Genomic DNA, 22,027 nt, shown 5'->3' with positions numbered 1-22,027 from the left:
CGTCTGGCCCCCTGCGAAGAAATGGACACATCATGCGCCGAGAGATCAATGCTTCGGTTGACCACGATCCCTTTGGTTCGCTCGGGCTCACCTATGACGACGTGATGCTCCTCCCTGGCTACACGGATGTGATTCCCAGTGAGGTCGACACTCGATCCAGACTGACCAGGCGGGTGTCGCTCAGTGTCCCACTGCTCTCGGCAGCGATGGACACGGTTACGGAGGCCACGATGGCCATCGCGATGGCCAGGCTCGGCGGGCTCGGAGTTCTGCATCGAAATCTATCGATCTCCGACCAGGCGTTGATGGTCGACCAAGTTAAGCAGGCGGAACCAAGTTCTGTGGAGGGAAGCGACGACATCCGAGAGACCACGGACGATGCCGGACGCCTGCGCGTCGGCGCAGCCATCGGGTTTTTCGGCGATGGCTGGGCGCGGGCCGGCGAGCTTCTTGAGGCTGGTGTGGATGTCATTGTCGTCGACACCGCTAACGGGCAGAGCCAGGGTGTTCTCGACATGGTCCGAAGGATCAAACGTGATCCTGCCTTTGACGGCGTCGACGTGATCGGGGGGCAAGCCGCGACTCGCGAGGGGGCCAGAGCGCTTGTAGAGTCAGGGGTCGATGCCGTCAAGGTCGGTGTTGGCCCCGGATCCATCTGTACGACGCGCGTCGTCGCGGGTGTCGGCGTTCCGCAGATCACCGCAGTGTACGAGGCTTTCATGGCCGCGCGGCAGACCGGAGTCCCCATCATCGCCGATGGGGGTCTGCAGTACTCGGGCGATATCGCGAAAGCTCTCGTTGCAGGTGCCGACACCATGATGCTCGGTTCACTCCTGGCCGGAACGGACGAGAGTCCGGGCGAGCGCTTGTTGGTGGACGGCCGGATGTATAAGACCTATCGCGGCATGGGGTCGCTCGGTGCATTGCAGACCCGTGGTGCACGAACTTCGTACTCGAAGGACCGCTACTTCCAAGCTGATGTTGGATCGGACGACAAGCTAATCCCCGAGGGCATCGAGGGACGTACACCGTATAGCGGAGCGCTTCGTGATGTCCTTCACCAGCTCGTCGGAGGGCTTCGACAGTCGATGTTCTATGTCGGCGCGCACAACGTCCCTGAGCTCAAATCTCGAGCGCGATTCGTACGGATCACCGCTGCGGGACTCAAAGAATCGCATCCGCATCATCTTGAAGCCGCCACTGAAGCACCCAACTATCGCGTTTAGCGTCTGTGCAGGACGGCCTTCGCTGAGCGAGAGACCGTCGGTCGACATAGCCGGGGCGAAGCTCGGCGCCACTTCGTGTGGCGCCAAGATGCGGCTGCCCCACTTCGAGGAGTAGGCGCTGGAACGCGAACTAGGGCCCGCCCCATCCTGCCGTGAGGAGCGTGCCTGACATGGCGGTGGATCCGCCTGAGACGAGCGGGCCGTGGCGGACGGCGTGGACGTGGCAGCACCGGATGGCACCGGACGACGGCACGAGGGAGAAGGTGCTTCGCGAGACTCACGGCTGCGGCGGATGGCGTGTCATCATCATCTTGCGCGCTGTCACCGTCTACATTAAGCACTTACCAGACATGCGCTAGTTCCTGTGCGAGGTTACTCGAGGATGCGGACTTAGAGGTTGTAGAACCCCCCAAAGGGGCTTTTGTCATCACCTGTGCCATGAGCAGCGTAAAGCACGGTCGTGATGGAGATTGTGACGCTGCTTGTCGAAGTGATGAGAGCACTGACTGAGCGGTTGCCTTCAACTATGAAGTCGACAAAAGTGCCGCCGCTTGAAGCGGCGGCTTCAATGTTTCGCTTCAGGTCATGCACATCCTGCCCTTGCGCCAAGAACGCACTACCGCCGTTGATGACGATCTCGGCTCTAATCATCGACGAGGGGGTCTCGCTCATGTGTGCACTCTACGCGAATGACAGGCACGCTCAAAGCGTCGGGCGGATTAAGGAAGGAAGGGGGCCTGCGGCGCCCGGCGATCCTCGCCGCCTACGGCGACTGTCGGCACGATGGCCGGATGCTGCGCGGAACGGCCCGCAAGCTTGTCTCAAGTGATCGTGTCGGCGTGGCGCTTCGCGGCTCAGGCCGCGCCGTAAAAACACCCCGCCATTCTCTTGTTGTCTTTTGTAGAGTATGCGACTAGTATCTATGTTGTATTCAGAAACAAGGGGGGGCAAGCGTGACCGAATCTGGTGCCGCTAGCCATGCATCCGCGTCCGAGGTTGCCTACCACCATTTGCGTGCCCAGATCTTGGATGGCGCGTTACTTGGGGGAAGCATGATCAGCGAGGGGATGGTGGCCAACGAGCTTGGTATGAGTCGCACTCCGGTGCGTGAGGCGTTCCTGCGACTGCAGGGCGAGGGGTGGTTGCGTTTGTACCCCAAGCGCGGTGCGTTCGTCGTTGAGGTGAGGCCACACGAACGCGAGGAGATCGTGCGGGCGCGCGTTCTCCTCGAGTCGGATGCCGTCTCCCGGGTCTCGGGCGATGCCCGGCTGCGTTCCGAACTTGTCGAGCGACTGCAGACGATCCTCGGGGGGCAGCGTGATGCCGCTGCGCGGGAAGACCTTCACGGCTTCGCGGTCCTGGACGCGGACTTTCACGCTGCGGTCGTCGATGCCGGCGGAAACCGTCTGCTATCGGACTTTTTCGCGTCGTTGAGCGATCGGCAGAGGCGGATGACGGCGCGATCGCTGTGGAAGCGCGCGGACCGCCTCGAGGGGGTCCTCGACGACCACACCGAGCTCGCGCGGCTGATCGATGGTGCGCATAGCGACGCATTCCGAATCGCGCTCGAATCTCACATCCGGCGTACACATCGGGAGCTGTTGCCATGAGTATCACGGACTCCCTCCCGATCCCGGATGCGGGTCCTCGGCACCGCATCCGCCCCTGGATGGCCGTGTGCGCGGCGCTCTTCGCGGTCGCGTGGGGTGGTAACGAATTCACCCCCCTGCTGGTGATGTACCGACAGGAGGACGAGATGACGCCTCTCGTGCTCGACGTTCTGCTCGGTGCGTACGTTCTCGGTATCGTGCCCGCTCTGATCCTCGGAGGCCCTCTCTCCGACCGATTCGGACGCCGGCCGTTCTTCCTTCCTGCTCCGCTCGTCGCTGTCGCTGGGAGCGTTCTGCTCGCGCTGGGCGCTTCATCGCCGACCGTGTTGTTCGCCGGGCGAGTTCTCTCGGGTGTGGCGCTGGGGTTGGTTATGGCGGTGGGGACTGCCTGGGTGAAGGAGCTGTCGCAGGCGCCGTTCGACACCGGAGCCCGGGAAGGGAGCGGCGCAGGGCGCGCGGCGCTCGCCCTCACAGCGGGCTTTGCCCTGGGCGCGGGGGTTGCTGCGGCGCTCGCGCAATTCGGGCCCGCACCGCAGCAGAGCCCATACTTCGTGCACATCGTGCTAGCCATCGCATCATTCTCGCTGCTGTGGCGGGTGCCGGAGAGTAGGCGGACAAGTGATGACGGTCGGCCGTTACTCGAGGACTTGAAGATTCCGTCCGCTGTGCATCGTCGCTTCCTTTTCGTCGTCGTGCCCATGGCGCCCTGGGTCTTCGGCACAGCGGCCAGTGCCTACGCGATACTGCCTGGCCTGATGATGTCGAAGGCTCCGGGCTTGGAGATCGCGATGAGCGGGCTCCTGTGTGTGATCGCACTAGGATGCGGCGTCGGCGCGCAGCGGATTGCGGGCCGCTTCGATGACCCCGGCTCGGCCCGCGGTGTCGGCTTGGCGCTCGCAGTCACCGTCGTGGGGATGGTGCTGGCGGCCGTCGCGGTCGGTCTCGACTCGTTGGCGTGGGTCGTCGTCGCCGCTGCCGCGCTCGGGGCTGCGTATGGACTCTTGCTCGTTGGTGGTCTCCGCGAGATCCAGCGTATCGCCGGCCCCGACGATCTCGCGGGGCTCACGGCCGTGTACTACTCGCTGACCTACATCGGATTCTTCATCCCGGCCGTTCTTGCGCTAGTGGGTGCGTGGCTCCCGTACACGGTCATGTTCGTCATCGGCGCGGTTCTTGCGCTCATCAGTTTCAGCATCGTCGCTCTGAGCTGGCGCAGGCACCTTCCGTAGCGCGTCGCCGGGCATCGCCGTCCGATGGGACTGGCAGCGCGGTTGCTCCGGAGGCAGCCGCCAGGCTCCGAGCTGCTTGCGATCCCCGCGGGCCGGTCGCCGTCAAGGACGCCATGCAGTCGAGGTGCAGCGGGAGTGGCATGGTGACGTCTGCGCCCCGGGCGCCTGTGATCGCGCCTCCGCACGGCCGTGCGAAAGATCAGGTTCACCGCGTATCGCGACAGGTCGATCAGTATGGCAGCCATGAGCGGTCCGATCGCGAGTGTCCTCGCGACATTGAGGATACTGAGATCGCGCGCGTCGCTTTTCCTCAGGAAGTATGCGGATGGACATCGCCATGCTGCATCCAAGATATGGAGGACTCGCCCGAATCGTCGTCGACAGTCTCCCGCGACACGGAGTCCGTCGTCGGCAGTGGGCTATGTCATCATGCGGCGCCCGTAGGAGTTCAGTCCTCGTGACGTATCGGATTCACGAGAACGATGTCGGAGCTCGATTTCTCCGCTGCGCTCCGACGGTCCCAGGCCGGGCGTCGCATGGCGTAAAAGAGCAGCGGAGGGCCGCCCAGCAGGAGCACGATGACCGCGACGACCAGGGGATACGTGACATCGGAGAGCCCAGAGAACCCGGTAGGGCGGATAAAGGCGAGAATGAAGGCTGCGGCGCAGGAGACGAAACCCAAGCCCGCCACCAGGGGCATCACCGGCGTCCGATAGCTACGAACAACCCTCGGCTGCGTCCGGCGTAGCCGGATCGCGGCGGCGAACATCAGCATGTACATGATGAGGTAGAGCGCTGCTGCCATGTCCACCAGGGCGACGAACGCTGTGTTGCCATTGGGGACGAGGACGAAGAGCAGCGCGAGCAACGTCACGATCACTCCTTGCACCGCGAGGATGCCCACCTGCACCCCTGCCTTGTTCCGGCGCTGGAGCAACGGCGGAAGCAGCCCCGTCCGCGCGGCGGCGAGCAGACCGCGTGAGGGCCCGGCAATCCACGTCACCACCGAGGCGAAAGCACCGAGTGCGACGAGCAGCGAGATCACCGGTGTGCCCCACGAGATGCCCCAGTGGTCGAAGAAGGTCTGGAAGGCCAGGTTGATGCCGTTGGTCACCCCGAGGTCGGTTTGCGGCACGGCCACGGCGATCGCGATTGTGGGGAGGATGAACACACCCAGGATGAGGATCGTGGCGAAGGCGATCGATCGGGGAAAGCCGCGTCCCGGGTTCTTCAGATCGTTCGCGTGCACCGCATTGACTTCCATGCCTGCATAGGCGAGAACGTTCGAGACCACGAGGACGATCGCGGCGATCCCGGTCCAGGGCGGTATGACCGCTGAAGGCTGCAGTGAGGTCTCGGAATGTTCTCCCGTGCCCAGCCAGAGCGCTCCGAGCGCGATCAGGAGAACCGCGGGGAGGATCGTGCCGAAGATCCCGCTCCAGCTGCCGACTTTGGCGAAGAGGTTGCCGCCGGCGAGAGTGATGAGAGTCGATCCCCAGTAGAGGACGAGGATGACGATGGCGGTGTAGATCCCGCTCTGTGCGAGATCGGGCTTTCCGACGACGAACGACAAGCTTGCCGCGATGAAGGCGATCTGCGTGGGATACCACACGACGTTCTGAATCCACTGGAGCCAGATCGCGACGAACCCTGCGCGTTCGCCGAAGGCCTCACGCACCCAGGTGAAGATGCCGCCTTTCCACCCCGTCGCCAGCTCCGCTGCCACGAGCGCGGTCGGCACGAGGAACAGAATCGCGGGGATGACGAAGAGCGTGATGGAGCCCAGGCCATAGGTGGCCATTGCGGGCAGGGATCGCAGCGACGCCACCACTACCACCGTGAGCATTGACAGCTGCACGACCGACATGTAGGCCGTCGCTCCTGCCGCGGGGGCGCCAATCGCCGGCCCTGTGTGGTTTCTTGGGCGGCGGTTACCCGATCGGCCGTACGGATGAGGTTTGACGTGCTCCGCCGTAGGGGCCTGAGTGCCGTCCGCGCGCTCGTCCGGTCCTGCGGACTCGTGGTGAGACATCAGCTCGTCCCTTCCTTGTGCTCTGGGTCAGTGGTGGAATCCGGAGTGTTGGCCTTCTGCGGGCAGCGGGCCTTCGAGGGCATCGAGGTAGGCGACTGCGTCCCGGAGGTCTGCGAGGAACGAGAAGGCGAGGTCGTGGCTGAACCCGTTGCGGACGACGATGCGCTGGACGGTGATGTCCACGAGGTCGACCGGCATCGGGTACGCGGGCACGAGCCAACCCTTCATGCGGAGCCGTTCCGACAGGTGGTACAGATTCCAGTTCTGTGTGTAACCATCTCGCAGGCGCCACGCGAATACGGGGATGTCCGAGCCGTCGTTCCAGAGCTCGAAGGCCGGAATCTTCGCGATCTCGCTCGAGAGGTACAGCGCAACGTCTTGGGTCGACTGCTGCACGGCGTGGAAACCTGTGCGTCCCAGTCGCAAGAATAGGTAGTACTGCAGGAGGACCTGCGCGCCGGGGCGGGAGAAGTTCAGAGCGAATGTCGGCATGTTGCCGCCGAGATAGCTGACGCGGAAGATCAGGTCGTCGGGGAGCGCGGTGATGTCCCGCCAAACGACCCAACCGAGCCCCGGGTAGACGAGGCCGTACTTGTGTCCCGATGTATTGATCGAGGCGACGCGCTCGATGCGGAAGTCCCATTCCAGATCCGGCTGCAAGAAGGGAGCGATCATGGCACCAGACGCGCCGTCAACGTGGATGGGCACGTCGATTCCGGTGGCCTCCTGGATGCGATCGAGCGCCGCGGCGATGGCCGCGACGGGCTCGTACATCCCTGTGTAGGTAACGCCCAGGATCGCGACAACGCCGATAGTGTTCTCGTCGACATACTTCTCGAGGCCGTGACCGTCGAGAACCTTATGTTCCTCGGAGATGGGAACATACCTTGGTTCGACCTCGAAGTAGTTGCAGAATTTCTCCCAGCACACCTGCACCGCGCTGGAGAGCACGATGTTCGGCTTCTCGGTGGGTTCTCCAGCACTGCGGCGCGCATGCTGCCAGCGGCGCTTGAGGGCGAGGCCACCTAGCATGCATGCTTCGGACGAGCCGATCGTGGATGTCCCGATGCTATTGGCGGGGTCCGGAGCGTGCCAGAGATCGGCGAGCATACGCCAACACCGCGTCTCGATGGCTGCCGTCTGCGGATACTCGTCCTTGTCGATCATGTTCTTATCGGCGGCTTCGAGATAAAGCCGAGACGCGTGATCGTCCATCCAGGTGCCGACGAAAGTCGCGAGATTGAGTCGGGCATTCCCGTCGAGCATCATCTCGTCGTGGACGATCTGATAAGCGGTTTCCTGCAGCGATTCCTCCTCGGGGAAGAGAAACTTCGGCAGCATCGTAGCCTCTCCCGGCCTGGAGAAGATCGGGTTGAGCTCGACCCGGTCGAGTCCATCCTCGTGCCGCGTGATGCGTTGCGTGTTCGACATTATTTTCCTCCTTCACCGTGCAGCGCAGGCGGGGTTGCCAACACCCAATTCCAGTGTAGTTCTGACAATTCGTGCAGACGATTGGGTCTGCCAATCTCCCGGAGGGGACGCCGCATGGTGCGGTTGGTGTTTTGTCAGCGCAGATGTCGGCGCGGGTTCAGTGCGACGATACCGAAGCTGGACAGAGCGAGAAGTGCGCCTACGGCAAACATAGCATCACGAAGTCGGAGTAGCTCTGATGCACCTCCCCACATCGATCCGCCAACGTCGTGAGGGCCGCGAGATCCTTCGACGTGGCTTGTCTTGATGTCACGTTCCCGGTAAGCTTTCGTGACATGAGCATGATGTCACCGGCGGCAGCGATCCGGAGTGTCCCTGAGTGTTCCTTCGTGCGCGTCAGCAACTTGCCTGGCACGGCCGTCGCCGCGCGGCAGGCCGCGTCGCGAGCTGCGCGGAACGGCGAGTTGCTTCCTGTTCGTCGGGGCCTGTACTACCGGGGTGCCAAGACGAGGTACGGCATGACGCGTCCTCGCGTGGAAGACATCGCCCGGGAAGTTCTCGGAGAAGAGGGTACTGGTCCCGCTGGGTACTCTGCTGCTCGGGAGTGGGGGGTGACGACCCAAGTTCCCTCGTCTTTCCATTTGGCGACGCTTTGGACGACAGATCCGATCGCAGGTGTGACGCAGCATGCCCGGCGGAACAAGGAGCGGACGAAGCTCAACGCGAAAGAGATCGCTCTCCTGGAGCTTCTGCGCGCCCCGGACCTGTATGTAGAAGCGGGGTGGGGCACGCTGGTTGAGCGAGTCCGGGACGCGCTTGCTAAGAAGGTAGTGCGAGAGGACGCGCTCCGAGCTGCTGTTGCTGGCGAACGAAACACCGCTGTGCGGGAGGGGTTCGCCGAGCTCGCTGCCGATCTGGTAGCCCGGTGAGCGAGCGACTTCGCGACAACTCGGACGATCTCGACGCCCTCGTTGGTCTCACGGCCGAAGCTCTGGGGATGCCAGCGGTCTATGTCGAGAAGGACTTCTGGGTCACCGAAGTGCTGAGAGCTGCCAGCGCGGAACAGGCGATCGCTCTTCCGGATGGGTCAGTCGCTCCGGTGACGTTCACTTTCAAGGGAGGGACGAGCCTGAGCCGGGTGTTCGGCATCGTGGAACGCTTCTCGGAAGACGTCGACCTGCTCGCGGAGTTCCCCGTCGAGGCCTCATTGAGTGCGCGGCACAAGATCCTGAAGGCGGTCGATAGCGCCGTCAGAAGTCATCTTTCGTTCGAGGACGATCGGGTAGCCGTTGGTTCCTCGACGAAAGGCGTCAAGCGCTACGCGACCTACGCGTATCCAACTGCAGCCCAGGATCCGTTTTCGAAGGAGGGCGTACTCCTCGAGCTCGGTAGTCGAGGCGGGACCCACCCGTCTGCGCCGCACCGGTATCGATCCCTCATCGCTGATTACGCGATCACTGAGCTGGGTGAGGATGAGTCGGCGTGGGAGGAGTTCGCGGTCTTCGAGGTGAACGTGCTGGCTCCCGAACGCACCCTCTTCGAGAAACTTGCCGCTGTGCACGATGCGGCAAGCCGTGACGACACGGCCGCCCTCTTGAAGCACGGTCGCCACTTCTATGACATCTACCGTCTTGTTCGGAACCCGCAGGTGGCAGGGGTGCTCGAAGCGATGGGTGCGGACTACAAGCAGAGTCTCGTGGATGACATCGACCAGCAAAGCCGAGCCGCGGATTTCTCGTCCACGCCGCGACCGGCGAAAGGATACGCATCCAGCCCCGCCTTCGATTCAGATCATCCTTCCCAGGAAGCGATCGAGGTCGGATTCAACGCTGCGCAGCAACTCATCTACGGAGACCTGGTCTCCCTGGACGAAGCTGTCGCGAGCGTCCATGCAGCGCACGAACTCCTCTAGAGCTTCGTGACGGCGGGACGTACCTTCCCACTACGGAGGCCTTCGGCAATGCATCCATAAACCCCACATAAACCCCTGACGGATCTGCCGGTGGCTACCAAGAGCCGGGACCTGGCCGGGACCTGACGCATGCAAATCATGCTGAGTATTCGGACCTCTGAGCACCACCGGATATTCAGCCCCAGCGCCGCTTGATATCCCCTTTCAGTGCCAGGGAGTATTGCCGGTGAGCGCCGCCCCGTCGGGGCGACGCCCACCGGGCTGGTTCAGCTGGCCGTGGCGGTGTGTTCGCGCATGTTCACCTCGCCGGTTTCGATCCAGAGTGTGTTGTGGACGATGCGGTCCATGATCGCGTCGGCGTGGACTCCGGAGCCGAGGCGCTGGTGCCAGTCCTTCTTCGCGTACTGGGTGCAGAACACTGTCGAGGTGGCGTCGTAGCGCCGTTCGAGGAGTTCGAGCAGCATGCCGCGGACGCTGTCATCAGGCTGGTCGAGCAGCCATTCGTCGATGACGAGGAGGGTGAACGTGGAGTACTTGCGGAGCCACTTCTCCTTCCCGCCGGGCTTGTCGCGGGCGGCTGCCCAGGTCTCTTCGAGGTCGGGCATGCGGATGTAGTGCGCCCGGTATCGGTGCTGACAGGCCTGCTTCGCCAACGCTGACCCGAGGTAGGACTTCCCAGAGCCGGTGAAGCCTTGGAACACGACGTTCTGTTGCCTCGTGATGAACTGGCAGGTCCCGAGCTGCGCGATCACACCCCGGTCAAGTCCCCGCCTCTCGAGCATGTCCACTCGGCGCAGGTCCGCGTTCGGGTAACGCAGCCCCGCCCGACGGATGAGGCCTTCGACCTTGGCGTGGGTGAAGGTGGCGTGGGCGTCATCGACGGCGAGCTTGACCCGTTCCTCGAACACCATCCCCAACGTGAGGGTGTCGTCCTGAACCTCGAACGCGTCGACCAGCGAGGACACGCCCATCTCCCGCAGCTTCCGCTTCGTCTCGGAGTCGAGCCGGCTCATCGAGCACCTCCCGCGTAGTAGTCGGCGCCGCGGACGTAGCCTGCCGGCCCGGGCGGGGTCCCGGGTGCGGACCAGGCGTCACCGCTGCCGGGGTCGTCCTGACGGCTGTCGAGGATCGATCGCAGATGCGCGTAGCGAGGTGAGCGGACCCGCGATGCGAGGGCGATGCCGGCGGCGGCTTCGACCCGCGCGTTCGAGTAGCGACGGGTGAGCCTGAGCACTGCCAGTGCGGCGTCCAGGCCCTGCTCGTCGACGGGGACCGACTCGAAGACACGGTTCACGATCGTGGTGGTGTTCTCGCCGATCCTGGCCGCCCATTCCCGGACCCGTTCGGGATCCCATTGCCGGTAGCGGGGACCGTCGGGCAGGTCGCTGTCGTGGGTGCGGTACTCGTTGATCATCCCTGTCGGGGCGAGGAGATGACTGGTGAGGCGCTGGTTCCCGGCGAACACCTCCAATGTCGTGTCGGTGACGCGGAGATCGACGTTCCGGCCGATGTTCGCGTAGGGGACGGAGTAGAAGTTGCGCTCGAACACCACGTGTCCGTTCCGCTGGACTTTGCGGCCGTAGAGCCATCGGGAGATCTCGAACGCGACGGCCGGGAGCGGCCGCAGCAGCGGCTTCTCCTCACCCTCGAACACGCTCAATCTGGATCCCGCGCGCTTCTGGAACGGCTCGGTGTTGTAAGCGGCGACCCGCTCAAAGACCGCTGCCCGCAGCTCCGGCAGGCTCGCGAACCGCCGGTCGCGAAGCGCCGCGATCACCCAGGTTGCGACGTTCCCGACGGTGCCCTCGACGCTCGCCTTGTCCTTCGGCTTCTTCACCCGCCCCGGCAGCACCGCAGCGGAGTAGTGCGCCGCGAGCTCCCGATACGCGTCGTTGAGGACCACCTCACCCTCCGCCGGGTGCTTGATCACTCCGGTCTTCAGGTTGTCGGGGACGATCCGGGGGACGGACCCGCCGAACCAGTCGAACATCGCGGCGTTCGCGCGCAGCCAGGTGTCCTGCCGCATATCGAGCGTCGGCTCGACGAACGAGTACCTCGAGAACGGCAGTGTCGCGACGAACAAGTAGACCCGCGCCTGCTGCCCGGTGACCGGGTCGGTCAGCACCATCGTCTTCCCGGACCAGTCGACCTCGACCGTCTGCCCGGCCTTATGCCCGACCCGCGACGCCGCGCCGATCACCAGCACGTGCCGCTGGTAGGTCTTGCAGAACCGGTCATACCCCATCGCCGTCTCGCCCTTGCCGCGGCAAGCGTCGACGTACTCGCCATGCAACAACTTCAATGTCACCCCGACACGAGCGAGCTCCCGATGCACCCGATCCCAGTCGGGCTGCGCGTGAACGCTCTCGTGCTCACCGCGCCCGGGGAACAGCCGCGCATACACGTCCGCCTCCTCGAGGTCAGCGACCTCGTCCCAGCCGATCCCTTCCCGGTCGGCGGCGTCGAGCACCGCCGCCACCGAGTGCCGAGACATACCCTGCGCCGCGATCTGCCGCGACGAGAACCCCTCCGCGCGAAGCCGGAGCACCAGCTTCGCCTTGATCCTGCGTACCATCCGAACTACTCCTTCTGCCGCGTGATCAGCCACGCGGCAGAAGGAGCCTAGGAAAGTGGCGCCGAACCCGAATAATCAGTGGCGCTCAACCACACGATCGCATCGACGAGCAAGCGGCGCTCAACCGCGATACCCATGGCGCTCAGAGAAGCGAATATTCAATCATGCAATCCATGACGTGAAAAGGGACCTTCTGAGGGGCAGAAAAGCCCGGAAAATCAAGGATCTGGGCTGAACCGTCTACCTGGGGGTCAAGGGGTCGCAGGTTCAAATCCTGTCATCCCGACAGAAAAGCCCAGATGAGAGCATGTTTCTCACCTGGGCTTCGTCGTTTCCGTAGTCCCCTTCGGAGTGGTTTACGGAAGCATCCCACCGTGGCAGCCGATGTGCATCGAGATGCTTCAACTGCGGACGTTGCGACGAGCCGGGACCTGGCCGGGACCTGGAGCCCGTTTTCACTGCGATCTGTGTCCGTTTTCATCGCCCGGGAGCCGCTGCGCGACGCGTCTTGATAGGAGCCTCGCGGGTGGGGTTTTCTTGCCCGTTGAGGAACGCGTTTGCGCGGGCCGCGGCGTCGGTGAGGTGTCTGGTGTCGGGGTGGAGGTAGCCGCGGGTGGTCTCGATGGATTTGTGGCCGAGGATGCCTTGGAGGACGTGGAGGGGGATGCCGGCGTCGGCGAGCCAGGTTGCCCCGGTGTGACGAAGCCCGTGCCGGGTGAGGCTCGTCAGTTCAAGATCGGTGACGAGCTGATCCCATTTCGTTGCATCCCTGACGGAGGCGGTAGTGAGCACGCTGCCGCGGGGTCCGGTTAGTAGTCGTTCGTCAGGTTCACGGTCTGCGGTGAGGCGCTCAAGCACGGGGGTGAGCGCTTGCAGGATGGGGACGTGCCGGATGTCTCGTCCCTTGGTTTGCTTGGTGACGAGCCCGCCTGCTCCTGGGTAGGTTTGGCGGCGGATCGTGACGATCCGTTGATCCCAGTCGATGTCGCCGACTTGAAGGCCGGAGATCTCGGAGCCGCGGGCGGCGAGGAGGGCGCAGAGCATTACGAAGTCGGAATAGCTCTGATGCACCTCCCCACACCGATCCGCCAACGTCGTGAGGGCCGCGAGATCCTTGAGCGCGTGCACGCGCGGTGACTGGTCATCTGAGTCGCCCCGGCGTGTCCGGAGGGCTGGTTTCTGGTGTCAGCCCGCTCGTTCGAGGGGTTCGGTCAGAGCGTAGCTGAACTGCTCGGCCTCGAGCGGGGTGAGGTCGTCGATCGAGCCGTGGATTCGGTCGGTGTTGAACCACTGCACCCAGCCGGCGGTCGCGACCTCGACCTGATCGACGTCGCGCCACGGGCCTTCGTGGTGGATGAGTTCGGACTTGTAGAGCCCGATCTGGGACTCCGCGAGGGCGTTATCGTACGCATCACCGACGGACCCGACGGACGGGTCGATGCCCTCGTCGATGAGCCGGTCGGTGAACGAAATCGATGTGTAGACCGACCCGGCATCGGTGTGATGCGTGAGTCCGGCGAAGCCGGTGGCGCCTTCGCGCCGCCGAGTCCAGAGCGCCATCTCGAGGCAGTCCAGCACCAACGGGGTCGTCATGCTCGTCGCGGCCCGCCAGCCGAGGATGCGACGGGAGTGCGCGTCGAACACGAACGCGACGTACACCCACCCCGACCACGTCCACACGTAGGTGAAGTCGGCCACCCAGAGCTGATTCGTGCGGAACCGGGCGAAGTGCCGGTCGACGAGGTCGGCCGGCCTGCTTTCCCTCGGATCCGCGTCGACCGGGTTCTTGCGCCGCCCACGGACGACACCAGCGATCCCGAGCTCCCGCATGAGCCGCTCGACCGTGCAGCGGGCGATGTCATGCCCCTCACGTCGCAACCGCAACCAGAGCTTTCGAGCGCCGAGCAGCCGCCGTTGCTTGCGCCACGTGGCCAGGATGATCGGCTTCCACCGCTCGTCCGACACCTCCCGCGCCGACGGCTCCCGGCTCCGGGCGTCGTAGTAGCTCGATGGGGCGACCTTGCAACCGTGCTGGGTGAGCACGGCACAGATCGACTCGACACCCCACCGGAGCCCACCATCGGTGCGATCCTTGTGCTCGTCGATGAAGGCGACTATCGCAGGTGTGGCCGGTCGAGTTCGGCCGCGAAGAAAGCCGAGGCCGCCTTCAATATCTCGTTCGCACGCCGCAACTCAGCGTTCTCGCGCTTCAGCTTCTTGATCTCTGCCTGCGCGTCGCTCGTGACACCGGGCCGCTGCCCGCCATCGACCTTGGACCCGGCGAATCCAGGTGCGGATCGTTTCGGGCGATCCGATCCCCAGCATGCCCGCGACCGCGGTGATCGCCGCGTACTCGCTCGGATACTCGGACCGCACCTCGGCGACCATACGGACAGCGCGCTCACGAAGCTCGCGCGGGTATTTGCTGGGACGTGCCATGAGACAGATCCTTCCAAGGAATTCTGCCTCCGGACACACCGGGGCGACTCACATTTTGAATTGGCCTGGTTCTTGTTCCGACCGGTTTCCCTGTCAGCCGGTCGGTGACAGAAGCGTCTCGGTTTCAGCGTAGTACGCCTGTTCGACCTCGATCGGAGTACGCATATCGAGTTCCCCGTGGAGCCGCTCATGGTTCCACCACCACACGTATTCGAGGGTCGCAAGCTCGACCTGCTCGACCGTCCGCCAGGGCCTTGCTGACGGATCAGTTCGGTCTTGTAGACCTTCATGGCGCCCAGCAGATCAACCAAGAAGCGACTCACAGCGCCCAAGTAGCTGGTGAGCCACAGAGAGGAGCTCCGAGCACGACTTGATCTAGGTCAAGGCTGAGGCTCTGTCAACACAATAGTCTGGGTCGTGAAGGCCAGGAACCTCCTGGTCGATCCCCGTTTCGGGGTGAAGCGAAAGGACTCATCATGGCGAACGCTACTGACACCACCCACACTCTGCTGCGCGCCGAGGGTTTCTCGTGCCCGTCGTGCGTGACCAAGATCGAGAAGCAGGTCGGAAAGCTCGATGGCGTCGAGAACGTGACGGTGCACTTCGCCTCGGGTCGCGTTGAGATCGACCACGATGAGACAAGAAGTTCCGTCGACGATCTCATTGCTGCTGTCGATAAGGCCGGCTATAAGTCGAAGGCCTCCGCGTTCTAGCCAAACGGCTCCTAACGCACTAAGTTCACCAATTCGAAAGGCGGCACATTCGTGAACGCGTTCCGTAAGTGGCGGTATGGCAACTGGTTCATTCCCGTTGTCTCGGGCCTCCTCATTCTCGTGTCGTTCGGCGTCGAAAAGCTCTTCGGCGGCAGCTGGAACGTCACGGTCGGTCCGCAATGGTGGATCGACGCTGGCGAACACGCCCACGGTTCTGGTCATGTGTTTACCCTTGCGAACGCGTTCATGCTCGCCGCAGCAATTGTCGCGGGGTACGGAATCGTCGTGAAGGCCGTCCGGGCACTGCTCGTAAAGTTCATCAGTATCGACCTGCTCGTATCGATTGCAGCGATCGGCGCGACACTCATCGGCAACTTCTGGGAAGCTGCCGCCGTGACGTTCCTCTTCGCGATCGGTCACGCACTCGAAGCCGGCACGATGAACAAGACCCGTGCAGCGCTCGCTGAGTTGGTCTCGGTGGCCCCCGACGTTGCAGTCGTGATGCGCGACGGTGAGCAGGTCGAGATCGCCGCACATCAGGTGCGCATGGGCGAGATCGTGCTCGTAAAGAACGGAGCGAAAGTTCCCGTCGACGGGCAGGTCGTGTCAGGCACCGGAGCGATCGACGAGGCATCGATCACGGGTGAGTCGATCCCTGTCGAAAAGACGAAGTCAGATCACGTGTTTGCGGGCACGATCTCGCGGGGCGGATTCCTACAGGTCGTGGCGACCGGCATCGGAGCCGACACGACGCTCGCGCGCATCATTCACCGTGTCGAAGAAGCGCAGGATGCGAAAGCGAAAACGCAGGCATTCATCGACCGATTCTCGAAGTGGTACACGCCCGCGGTGATGGTACTCGCGCTTGCGGCGGGCCTCATCTCTGGTGACGTAGTGCTCGGCCTCACGTTGCTCGTGATCGGTTGCCCGGGCGCGCTCGTCATCTCGATTCCCGTGGCGATCGTAGCGGGAATCGGCCGCTCGGCCCGCAACGGGATTCTCATCAAGGGCGGCGAGTACCTCGAAACCTCGGCCAAGATCTCGGCCGTCGCAGTCGATAAGACGGGGACTCTCACCGAGGGCCGCCCGGTACTCACCGACATCGTTGTGCTCAATCCTGAAGCGGATCGGCGCGAGGTGCTTCGCTGGGCAGCCGCCGCAGAAGCAGGGTCCGAGCACCCACTTGCCCGCCCGATCCTCTACACCGCACGAGAAGAAGGAGTGGCCCCCGAGGGCCTTCCGGGATCGGTCACACCGGTCGTGGGCAAGGGGATCGTGGCCGACGCTCACGGCAAGCGGGTACTCATCGGTAACGTGCCGCTGCTCGAACAGTACGGGATCGTGAACGACGCGGGGGCGGCTGTGGCTGCGAACAAACTGGCAGCGGCAGGCAAGACCCCCATGATTGTCGCGGTCGATGAGAGCGTGCTTGGCGTAATCGGTGTCGCAGATACGATCCGCGAGGATGCCCCCGAGATGATCAGGCGCTTGCACGCTAGCGGGGTGCAGAAGGTGGTGATGCTCACCGGAGATACGCGCCTTGTCGCCGAAGCCATCGGTGAGGCGGTCGGTATCGATGAGATCCATGCTTCGTTGCTACCCGAGGACAAGCTCGACGCTGTCGCGCGGTTGCAGCGCGAGGGGCACACGGTCGCGATGGTGGGCGACGGCGTGAACGACGCCCCGGCCCTCGCGACCGCCGACATTGGTGTTGCCATGGGTGCAGCGGGCTCAGCGGTGGCCGTGGAGACGGCAGACATTGCCCTGATGGGCGACAACCTCTTGAAACTGCCCGAAGCAATCAGCCTCGCCAAACGCACCGTGAACGTCATGCGCCAGAACATCTGGATCGCGCTCATCACCGTTGTCGTGCTGCTCGTCGGGGTCTTCGCAGGGGGTGTCACGATGGCTATCGGCATGCTCGTGCACGAGGGATCGGTGCTCATCGTAATCCTCAACGCGATGCGCCTGCTGCGCAACACCCAAGGAGCCACTGCGTTGTCGAGGAGTGAACGCGCCCGAGCCGCACATGAAACAGGCCGCCCGGTCGAACCAGCCACGGCCCAGAGTTCATCCGAACTTCCATCTTAAGAAAGGACCACACACATGAGTGAGAACCAGTTCAGCGTCGGCGAGAAGGCGACGCACTTCATCATCGACGAGGTCGCGAAAGCAAACACGAATTTTCGTCAGGTGCTCTGGACGGGAAAGCATTCCCAACTCGTTGCGATGACGATTCCGGTGGGCGGGGAGATCGGCGACGAGGTGCATGACACCACCGACCAGTTGCTGAGTTTTGTGTCGGGCAGCGGAGAGGCCGACCTTGACGGCGAGACGCACACCGTTGATGCTGGCGACCTGTGCGCTGTCCCGGCCGGTACTCGCCACAACTTCCGCAACACTGGCGATGAGCCTTTGGTGCTCTACACCGTCTATTCACCTCCGGAGCACGCAATTGACGCGGAGTATGCCACGAAGGAACTCGCTGATGCGGCAGAGGCTTCGGGTGAAGACGCTCCGCCACAGGCAACCACGTAAGTGTCACTCACCTGGAGAATGAGGAGAAGTCAATAATGTCGAAAGCGCTGGTCTTCGCCGCCTATGGCGGCCCCGAGACGCAGGAACTCGTTGAACGCCCGGCTCCGGCGCCTGGGCCTGGAGAGCTCGCGATCGAAGTGAAAGCGGCCGGGGTGAACCCTGCTGACTGGAAGATCCGTGCGGGGCAGATGGGCTCCCACTGGCCGCTTCCCGCACCGATGGGCCGAGAGGCCTCCGGTGTCGTCACCGCCGTAGGCGCAGAGGTCGAGAACTTCGCTGTCGGTGACATGGTGCTCGGCCTCGCGGCCAAAGGACAGGGAACGTTCGCGAAGCACACGGTGTTGGATGCGGCACAAACCGTCCAGAAGCCCGAAGAGCTTTCCTTTGCTGACGCTGCAGCACTGCCTGTCGCAGGGGCGGCTGCGTATGACGTGACGCATCAGATCGAGCTGGAACCTGGTCAGACGATGCTGATTCTTGGCGCCGGAGGTGGGGTCGGGCTGATGGCGGCGCAGATCGGCAATGTGCACAAGTTCACGGTCATCGGTGTGGCCAGTGCAGCGAAGCAGGAACTGGTGGAGTCGACCGGTGCGACGTTCGTTGCCTCCGGGGAGGGTGCGGCTGACCGGGTGCGTGCCATCGCGCCGGAGGGTGTTGATGTGCTCATCGACCTGGTCGGTGGGCAGGCGCTTCGTGATCTCGCGGTCGTCGCCAAAGACCCGAGCGTCATCATCAGTACCGCAGACCCGACCACCGTGCAGCAACTCGGTGGCGTAGCGGTGGTGCGCACGCGTGAAGGGCTCGAGAAGGTCACCGGCGTCGCCCTGTACGGTCTCGTCGATCCGCAGGTGACGGACCGGTACAGTCTCGATCGGGCTGCGGAGGCCGTCGCCATGGTGGAGGCTGGGCACACTGCCGGCAAAGTGATCATCGAACCATGACCCAGCGGCCTGAGGCACCGACGGACGCCGTATTCACAGCAGCACGGACGTCTGATCCTGTGGCCTCAATAAACCGGGTGGCCGATGTATACGGGTCGCCTGAGGTTGATATCGAGGGCATTCTCGGTGCCGAGATCTCACCGGATGACCCTGATCGTGCGGTCATCGAGCCGTGGGCCGCGGCAGTCGATGGCCCCATTCTTGATGTCGGCGCGGGTACCGGGCGTTGGACCGGTCACCTCGCACGCCTCGGACACGCGGTGGAAGGGCTCGAGCCATCGGATCGCCTCATCACGATTGCCCGAGCCAGACATCCCGCGGTTGTGTTCCATCACGATTCCATCGAAGATCTCGCCCGTTGCGAGACCCGCTGGGGCGGGATCCTCGCCTGGTATTCGACCATTCACATGAGCTCAGAAGAGCTCCTACACGCGCTCGCAACACTGCGCACTCGGCTGGGTGACGGCGGATCGCTGCTGATGTCCTTTTTCGCGGGGCCGCGGCGGGAGGCATTCGACCATCCGATCGCCGCCGCATACCGGTGGCCGATGAACAAAATGGTCGAAGCCCTCACCCACGCCGGTTTCGAGGTGATCGGGCAGCGCTCGAACCCGCGGACGCCCCACGCGTACATCACTGCACGCGCCACCCCTGGCTTCAGCTGAAGCGCGGGTGTTGTGCCACGAGTCGCCATACTAGAAGGGAAGGGAAGGATGCCGTTGGCTGTTTCAACCGATGTGGATGCTGATCCAGCAAATGATCTCTGCGTGGCCCGTGTACCACTGTTTCAAGGGCTCACACATGCGCAGCAAGTGGAAGTTGCGGGATTTGCACGTACCGTCCGATTAGACGCTGTCGAGCAGGCGTATACAGCAGGCTCGGATATGTCGCAGTTGATGGTGGTGCACACCGGTCAGGTGAAGATCGCTCGTACAAGTGCGGCTGGGCACGAGCAGGTGATCCGGGTCCTCGGGCCGGGCGACTTCATCGGAGAATCCGCGTTTCTCACCGGCACGAGACCCGATCACGCAGCAGAAGCGCTCGTGCATACCGAACTGTGCGTGTTCCGTCATGCCGATCTCGGGCGTCTCGTCGAGAAGCATCCGAGCATCGGGCTGCGCATGCTGCAAGGAGTGAGTCAGCGCTTGGATGATACTGAGGCGCGGCTGGCTTCTGTCATCTTGGGAAACGTGAGCTCTCGTCTCGCCGATTACCTGCTCTCGCTCCCTGCGACGCCAGGGCCGCGAGGAGCCATCGACGTGACGCTGCCGCTCGCAAAGAAGGACATCGCTTCGCTCCTGTCCACGACACCAGAGTCCCTCAGTCGGCAACTTCGCAAACTCACCGACACCGGGGTGATCTCACAACAGGAACAGGGGCGGATCACGATCACTGATGTGACCGCGCTCACCGCACTCTCAACCCTCTCGAAGAGAGACTGAGAACAGCACCGTGCCAGCCCAGACCATCGCCCCACGTACCTCGGAAGCGTCACACGCAATGTCATCGACGGTGGAATTTCTTCGCAACCGCAAGCTCATGATGTTCGTGCTCGTCGGTTTGGCGACCGGGGTTATGCTCTGGCTGACCGGCGCAGAGATGGCTCTCGGGGTCACCGCATACTTGGTGCTCGGTATCGTGATCGTGATCACCGCGATCGACATGTTCAAAGATTTGATGCGCGGGCATTGGGGGCTCGACATTCTTGCGGTCATCGCCATGATCGCGACACTCGCCGTACAGGAATATGTCGCGGGGCTCATCATCGCGTTGATGCTGACCGGAGGGGAGGCACTCGAAGACCTCGCCGCTCGCCGCGCGAGCCGAGAACTCGACCAACTGTTGAGCCGAGCCCCAGCATTCGCGGGTCGAATTCACCCGGTAACAGGTGAGGTCGAACGCATCGCGATCGAAGAGGTGAAAGTCGGCGACGAACTGCTGGTGCGCTCCTCAGAGATCCTCCCCGTCGACGGGGTGCTCCTATCGGATCACGCGACGATTGATGAATCATCCGTGACCGGTGAACCGATCCCGGTGAACTACCACGCGGGCGACCCACTGCTTTCTGGAACGGTCAACAGCACGACGAGCTTCACGATGCGCGCGCAGAAGGTGGCAGCCGATTCGAACTACGCCTCGATCGTACGGTTGGTCGAGGAGGCCGTGGACTCTCGGGCACCGATGGTGCGACTCGCCGACCGTTATGCGGTGCCGTTCACCATTGTGTCATTGCTGATTGCAGGCTTCGCGTGGTTTCTCAGCGGGGATCCGGTGCGGTTTGCCGAGGTGCTCGTCGTGGCGACGCCGTGCCCGCTGCTCATCGCCACCCCGGTCGCGTTTATGGGCGGGATGAGTTCCGCGGCAAAGCTCAACGTCATCATCAAAGACGGTGGCGTGTTAGAGGTGCTCGCCCGGGTCCGTGCAGTCGCATTCGACAAGACCGGCACCTTGACCGAAGGTAAAGCCGACGTCGTCGAGATTCACCCTGCTGCTCGCACCGTAGACGAGACGCTGCAGCTCGCGGCCGCCGCCGAGCAGTACTCCGTGCACGTGTTCGCCGATCCGATCGTGGCATCGGCACGCACACAGCAACTTGAGCTTCCCGAAGTGGTGACGGTCGACGAGGTGGCAACAAACGGTGTCCTCGCCTCCCTGGCAGACGGCACTTCGGTGCGAGTGGGCAAGCCCTCATTTATCGAAGAGGTGACCGGGCCGATCGATCGACCCGTACTCTCAGCTGGGGAGACGGCCGTCTACGTATCGGTCGGTGACGAGCTCGCCGGAGTGATCATCTTGTCCGACCCGATTCGTGAGCAGTCTGCAGACACGGTGTCCCGTCTTCGCCGAGCAGGCGTAGCCGAGATCGCGATGGTGACCGGTGATATCACGTCGACCGCGGAGTCTGTCGCACACGCGGTTGACATTCAGACGGTGCACGCTGAGACCACTCCCCAGACCAAGGTGCGGATTGTGCAGGCGATGCGGCCGAGACCCGTACTCATGGTCGGCGATGGGATCAATGATGCCCCGGTGCTGGCGGCCGCCGATGTCGGTGTTGCGATGGCGGGCAGGGGTGCAACGGTCGCGAGCGAGTCAGCAGCGGCGGTGATCACCTCGAACGACATCGCGCGAGTGGCAGATGTGGCCTATGTCTCGCGGCGCACGGTGCAGATCGCCCTGCAGTCGATCTGGATGGGCATCATCATCTCAGTCGGTTTGATGCTCGTCGCCGCATTCGGCTATTTGCCGGCGGTGGTGGGAGCGCTGCTGCAAGAGATTGTTGACCTTGTGGCCATTCTGTCGGCGCTCCGCGCGCTCCGAGCGCACCGGGGTGCGCGGCGCGAGAGCCCTGCTCGGCGGGAAGTGCCGGTAGGCTAACCC

General features: G+C 63.5%; 18 protein-coding genes and 2 pseudogenes. 12 read left to right on the top strand and 8 right to left on the bottom strand.

The features are described from left to right. Positions 1 to 32: 32 nt before the first annotated feature. Complete coding sequence (guaB, locus tag FM104_RS13690; protein ID WP_087132785.1) at positions 33 to 1,226, top strand: IMP dehydrogenase; 1,194 nt, start codon at positions 33 to 35, stop codon at positions 1,224 to 1,226. A gap of 390 nt (positions 1,227 to 1,616) precedes the next feature. Here guaB and FM104_RS13680 read toward each other — a convergent pair whose 3' ends face one another. After that, on the bottom strand, positions 1,617 to 1,898 hold the full coding sequence (locus tag FM104_RS13680; protein WP_256971671.1) for a hypothetical protein: 282 nt from the start codon (positions 1,896 to 1,898) through the stop codon (positions 1,617 to 1,619). Positions 1,899 to 2,179: 281 nt separating this feature from the next. Between FM104_RS13680 and FM104_RS13675 the strand changes: the two genes are divergently transcribed. Then, positions 2,180 to 2,836, top strand: coding sequence for a GntR family transcriptional regulator (locus FM104_RS13675; RefSeq protein ID WP_058631431.1), 657 nt, complete (start codon positions 2,180 to 2,182; stop codon positions 2,834 to 2,836). Continuing rightward, positions 2,833 to 4,065, top strand: coding sequence for an MFS transporter (locus tag FM104_RS13670; protein ID WP_036323377.1), 1,233 nt, complete (start codon positions 2,833 to 2,835; stop codon positions 4,063 to 4,065). The genes FM104_RS13675 and FM104_RS13670 overlap by 4 nt, the downstream gene beginning before the upstream one ends. Before the next feature lie 448 nt (positions 4,066 to 4,513). Here FM104_RS13670 and FM104_RS13665 read toward each other — a convergent pair whose 3' ends face one another. Together FM104_RS13665 and FM104_RS13660 are read right to left on the bottom strand one after the other, a co-directional pair. Continuing rightward, positions 4,514 to 5,932 (bottom strand): APC family permease, encoded by a 1,419-nt coding sequence (locus FM104_RS13665; protein ID WP_179206809.1) that lies wholly within the window; start codon positions 5,930 to 5,932, stop codon positions 4,514 to 4,516. Positions 5,933 to 6,124: 192 nt separating this feature from the next. Further along, entirely contained in the window at positions 6,125 to 7,528 is a 1,404-nt protein-coding gene (locus FM104_RS13660; RefSeq protein WP_087132782.1) for a glutamate decarboxylase, read from the bottom strand. 677 nt (positions 7,529 to 8,205) lie between these two features. Between FM104_RS13660 and FM104_RS16335 the strand changes: the two genes are divergently transcribed. Continuing rightward, positions 8,206 to 8,457, top strand: coding sequence for a hypothetical protein (locus tag FM104_RS16335; protein ID WP_143738423.1), 252 nt, complete (start codon positions 8,206 to 8,208; stop codon positions 8,455 to 8,457). Further along, positions 8,454 to 9,440: a nucleotidyl transferase AbiEii/AbiGii toxin family protein gene (locus FM104_RS13650; protein WP_087132780.1), complete on the top strand. Its 987-nt coding sequence runs from the start codon at positions 8,454 to 8,456 to the stop codon at positions 9,438 to 9,440. Before FM104_RS16335 ends, FM104_RS13650 begins: the two co-directional genes overlap by 4 nt. A gap of 266 nt (positions 9,441 to 9,706) precedes the next feature. On the opposite strand, the gene FM104_RS13645 is transcribed toward FM104_RS13650, so the two are convergent. From FM104_RS13645 to FM104_RS13625, 5 genes and pseudogenes are all read right to left on the bottom strand, one after another. Further along, positions 9,707 to 10,453, bottom strand: coding sequence for an ATP-binding protein (locus tag FM104_RS13645; protein WP_087132779.1), 747 nt, complete (start codon positions 10,451 to 10,453; stop codon positions 9,707 to 9,709). Continuing rightward, complete coding sequence (istA, locus tag FM104_RS13640; protein WP_087132778.1) at positions 10,450 to 12,015, bottom strand: IS21 family transposase; 1,566 nt, start codon at positions 12,013 to 12,015, stop codon at positions 10,450 to 10,452. The genes FM104_RS13645 and istA overlap by 4 nt, the downstream gene beginning before the upstream one ends. A gap of 477 nt (positions 12,016 to 12,492) precedes the next feature. After that, positions 12,493 to 13,143, bottom strand: coding sequence for a tyrosine-type recombinase/integrase (locus FM104_RS13635; protein WP_256971670.1), 651 nt, complete (start codon positions 13,141 to 13,143; stop codon positions 12,493 to 12,495). A gap of 57 nt (positions 13,144 to 13,200) precedes the next feature. After that, positions 13,201 to 14,454 (bottom strand): annotated as a pseudogene (locus FM104_RS13630) (IS3 family transposase). A 93-nt stretch (positions 14,455 to 14,547) separates the two neighbouring features. Continuing rightward, positions 14,548 to 14,691, bottom strand: a pseudogene (locus FM104_RS13625) (IS3 family transposase); the annotation flags it as partial. A 239-nt stretch (positions 14,692 to 14,930) separates the two neighbouring features. Here FM104_RS13625 and FM104_RS13620 point away from each other — a divergent pair. Genes FM104_RS13620 through FM104_RS13590 form a run of 7 tightly spaced genes read left to right on the top strand, consistent with a single transcriptional unit; the run spans position 14,931 to position 22,024 of the window. After that, entirely contained in the window at positions 14,931 to 15,167 is a 237-nt protein-coding gene (locus tag FM104_RS13620) for a heavy-metal-associated domain-containing protein (protein WP_017791819.1), read from the top strand. Between the two features lie 51 nt (positions 15,168 to 15,218). After that, positions 15,219 to 17,258 carry a heavy metal translocating P-type ATPase gene (locus FM104_RS13615; RefSeq protein WP_087132777.1) on the top strand — a complete coding sequence of 680 codons (2,040 nt, stop codon included), beginning with the start codon at positions 15,219 to 15,221 and terminating at the stop codon, positions 17,256 to 17,258. A 15-nt stretch (positions 17,259 to 17,273) separates the two neighbouring features. After that, on the top strand, positions 17,274 to 17,705 hold the full coding sequence (locus tag FM104_RS13610; protein WP_017791817.1) for a cupin domain-containing protein: 432 nt from the start codon (positions 17,274 to 17,276) through the stop codon (positions 17,703 to 17,705). 35 nt (positions 17,706 to 17,740) lie between these two features. After that, entirely contained in the window at positions 17,741 to 18,646 is a 906-nt protein-coding gene (locus FM104_RS13605) for an NADP-dependent oxidoreductase (RefSeq protein WP_087132776.1), read from the top strand. Beyond that, positions 18,643 to 19,311 (top strand): class I SAM-dependent methyltransferase, encoded by a 669-nt coding sequence (locus tag FM104_RS13600; protein ID WP_087132775.1) that lies wholly within the window; start codon positions 18,643 to 18,645, stop codon positions 19,309 to 19,311. The genes FM104_RS13605 and FM104_RS13600 overlap by 4 nt, the downstream gene beginning before the upstream one ends. A gap of 48 nt (positions 19,312 to 19,359) precedes the next feature. Next, entirely contained in the window at positions 19,360 to 20,088 is a 729-nt protein-coding gene (locus FM104_RS13595; protein WP_087132774.1) for a Crp/Fnr family transcriptional regulator, read from the top strand. 58 nt (positions 20,089 to 20,146) lie between these two features. Next, the gene (locus FM104_RS13590; RefSeq protein WP_087132773.1) at positions 20,147 to 22,024 is read left to right on the top strand and encodes a heavy metal translocating P-type ATPase; all 1,878 of its coding nucleotides are present in this window, start codon (positions 20,147 to 20,149) and stop codon (positions 22,022 to 22,024) included. Positions 22,025 to 22,027: the final 3 nt, after the last annotated feature.

This window comes from Microbacterium esteraromaticum (assembly GCF_900163815.1).
GTDB lineage: Bacteria > Actinomycetota > Actinomycetes > Actinomycetales > Microbacteriaceae > Microbacterium > Microbacterium esteraromaticum_B.
This window is presented reverse-complemented; position numbering and strand designations above follow the sequence as displayed.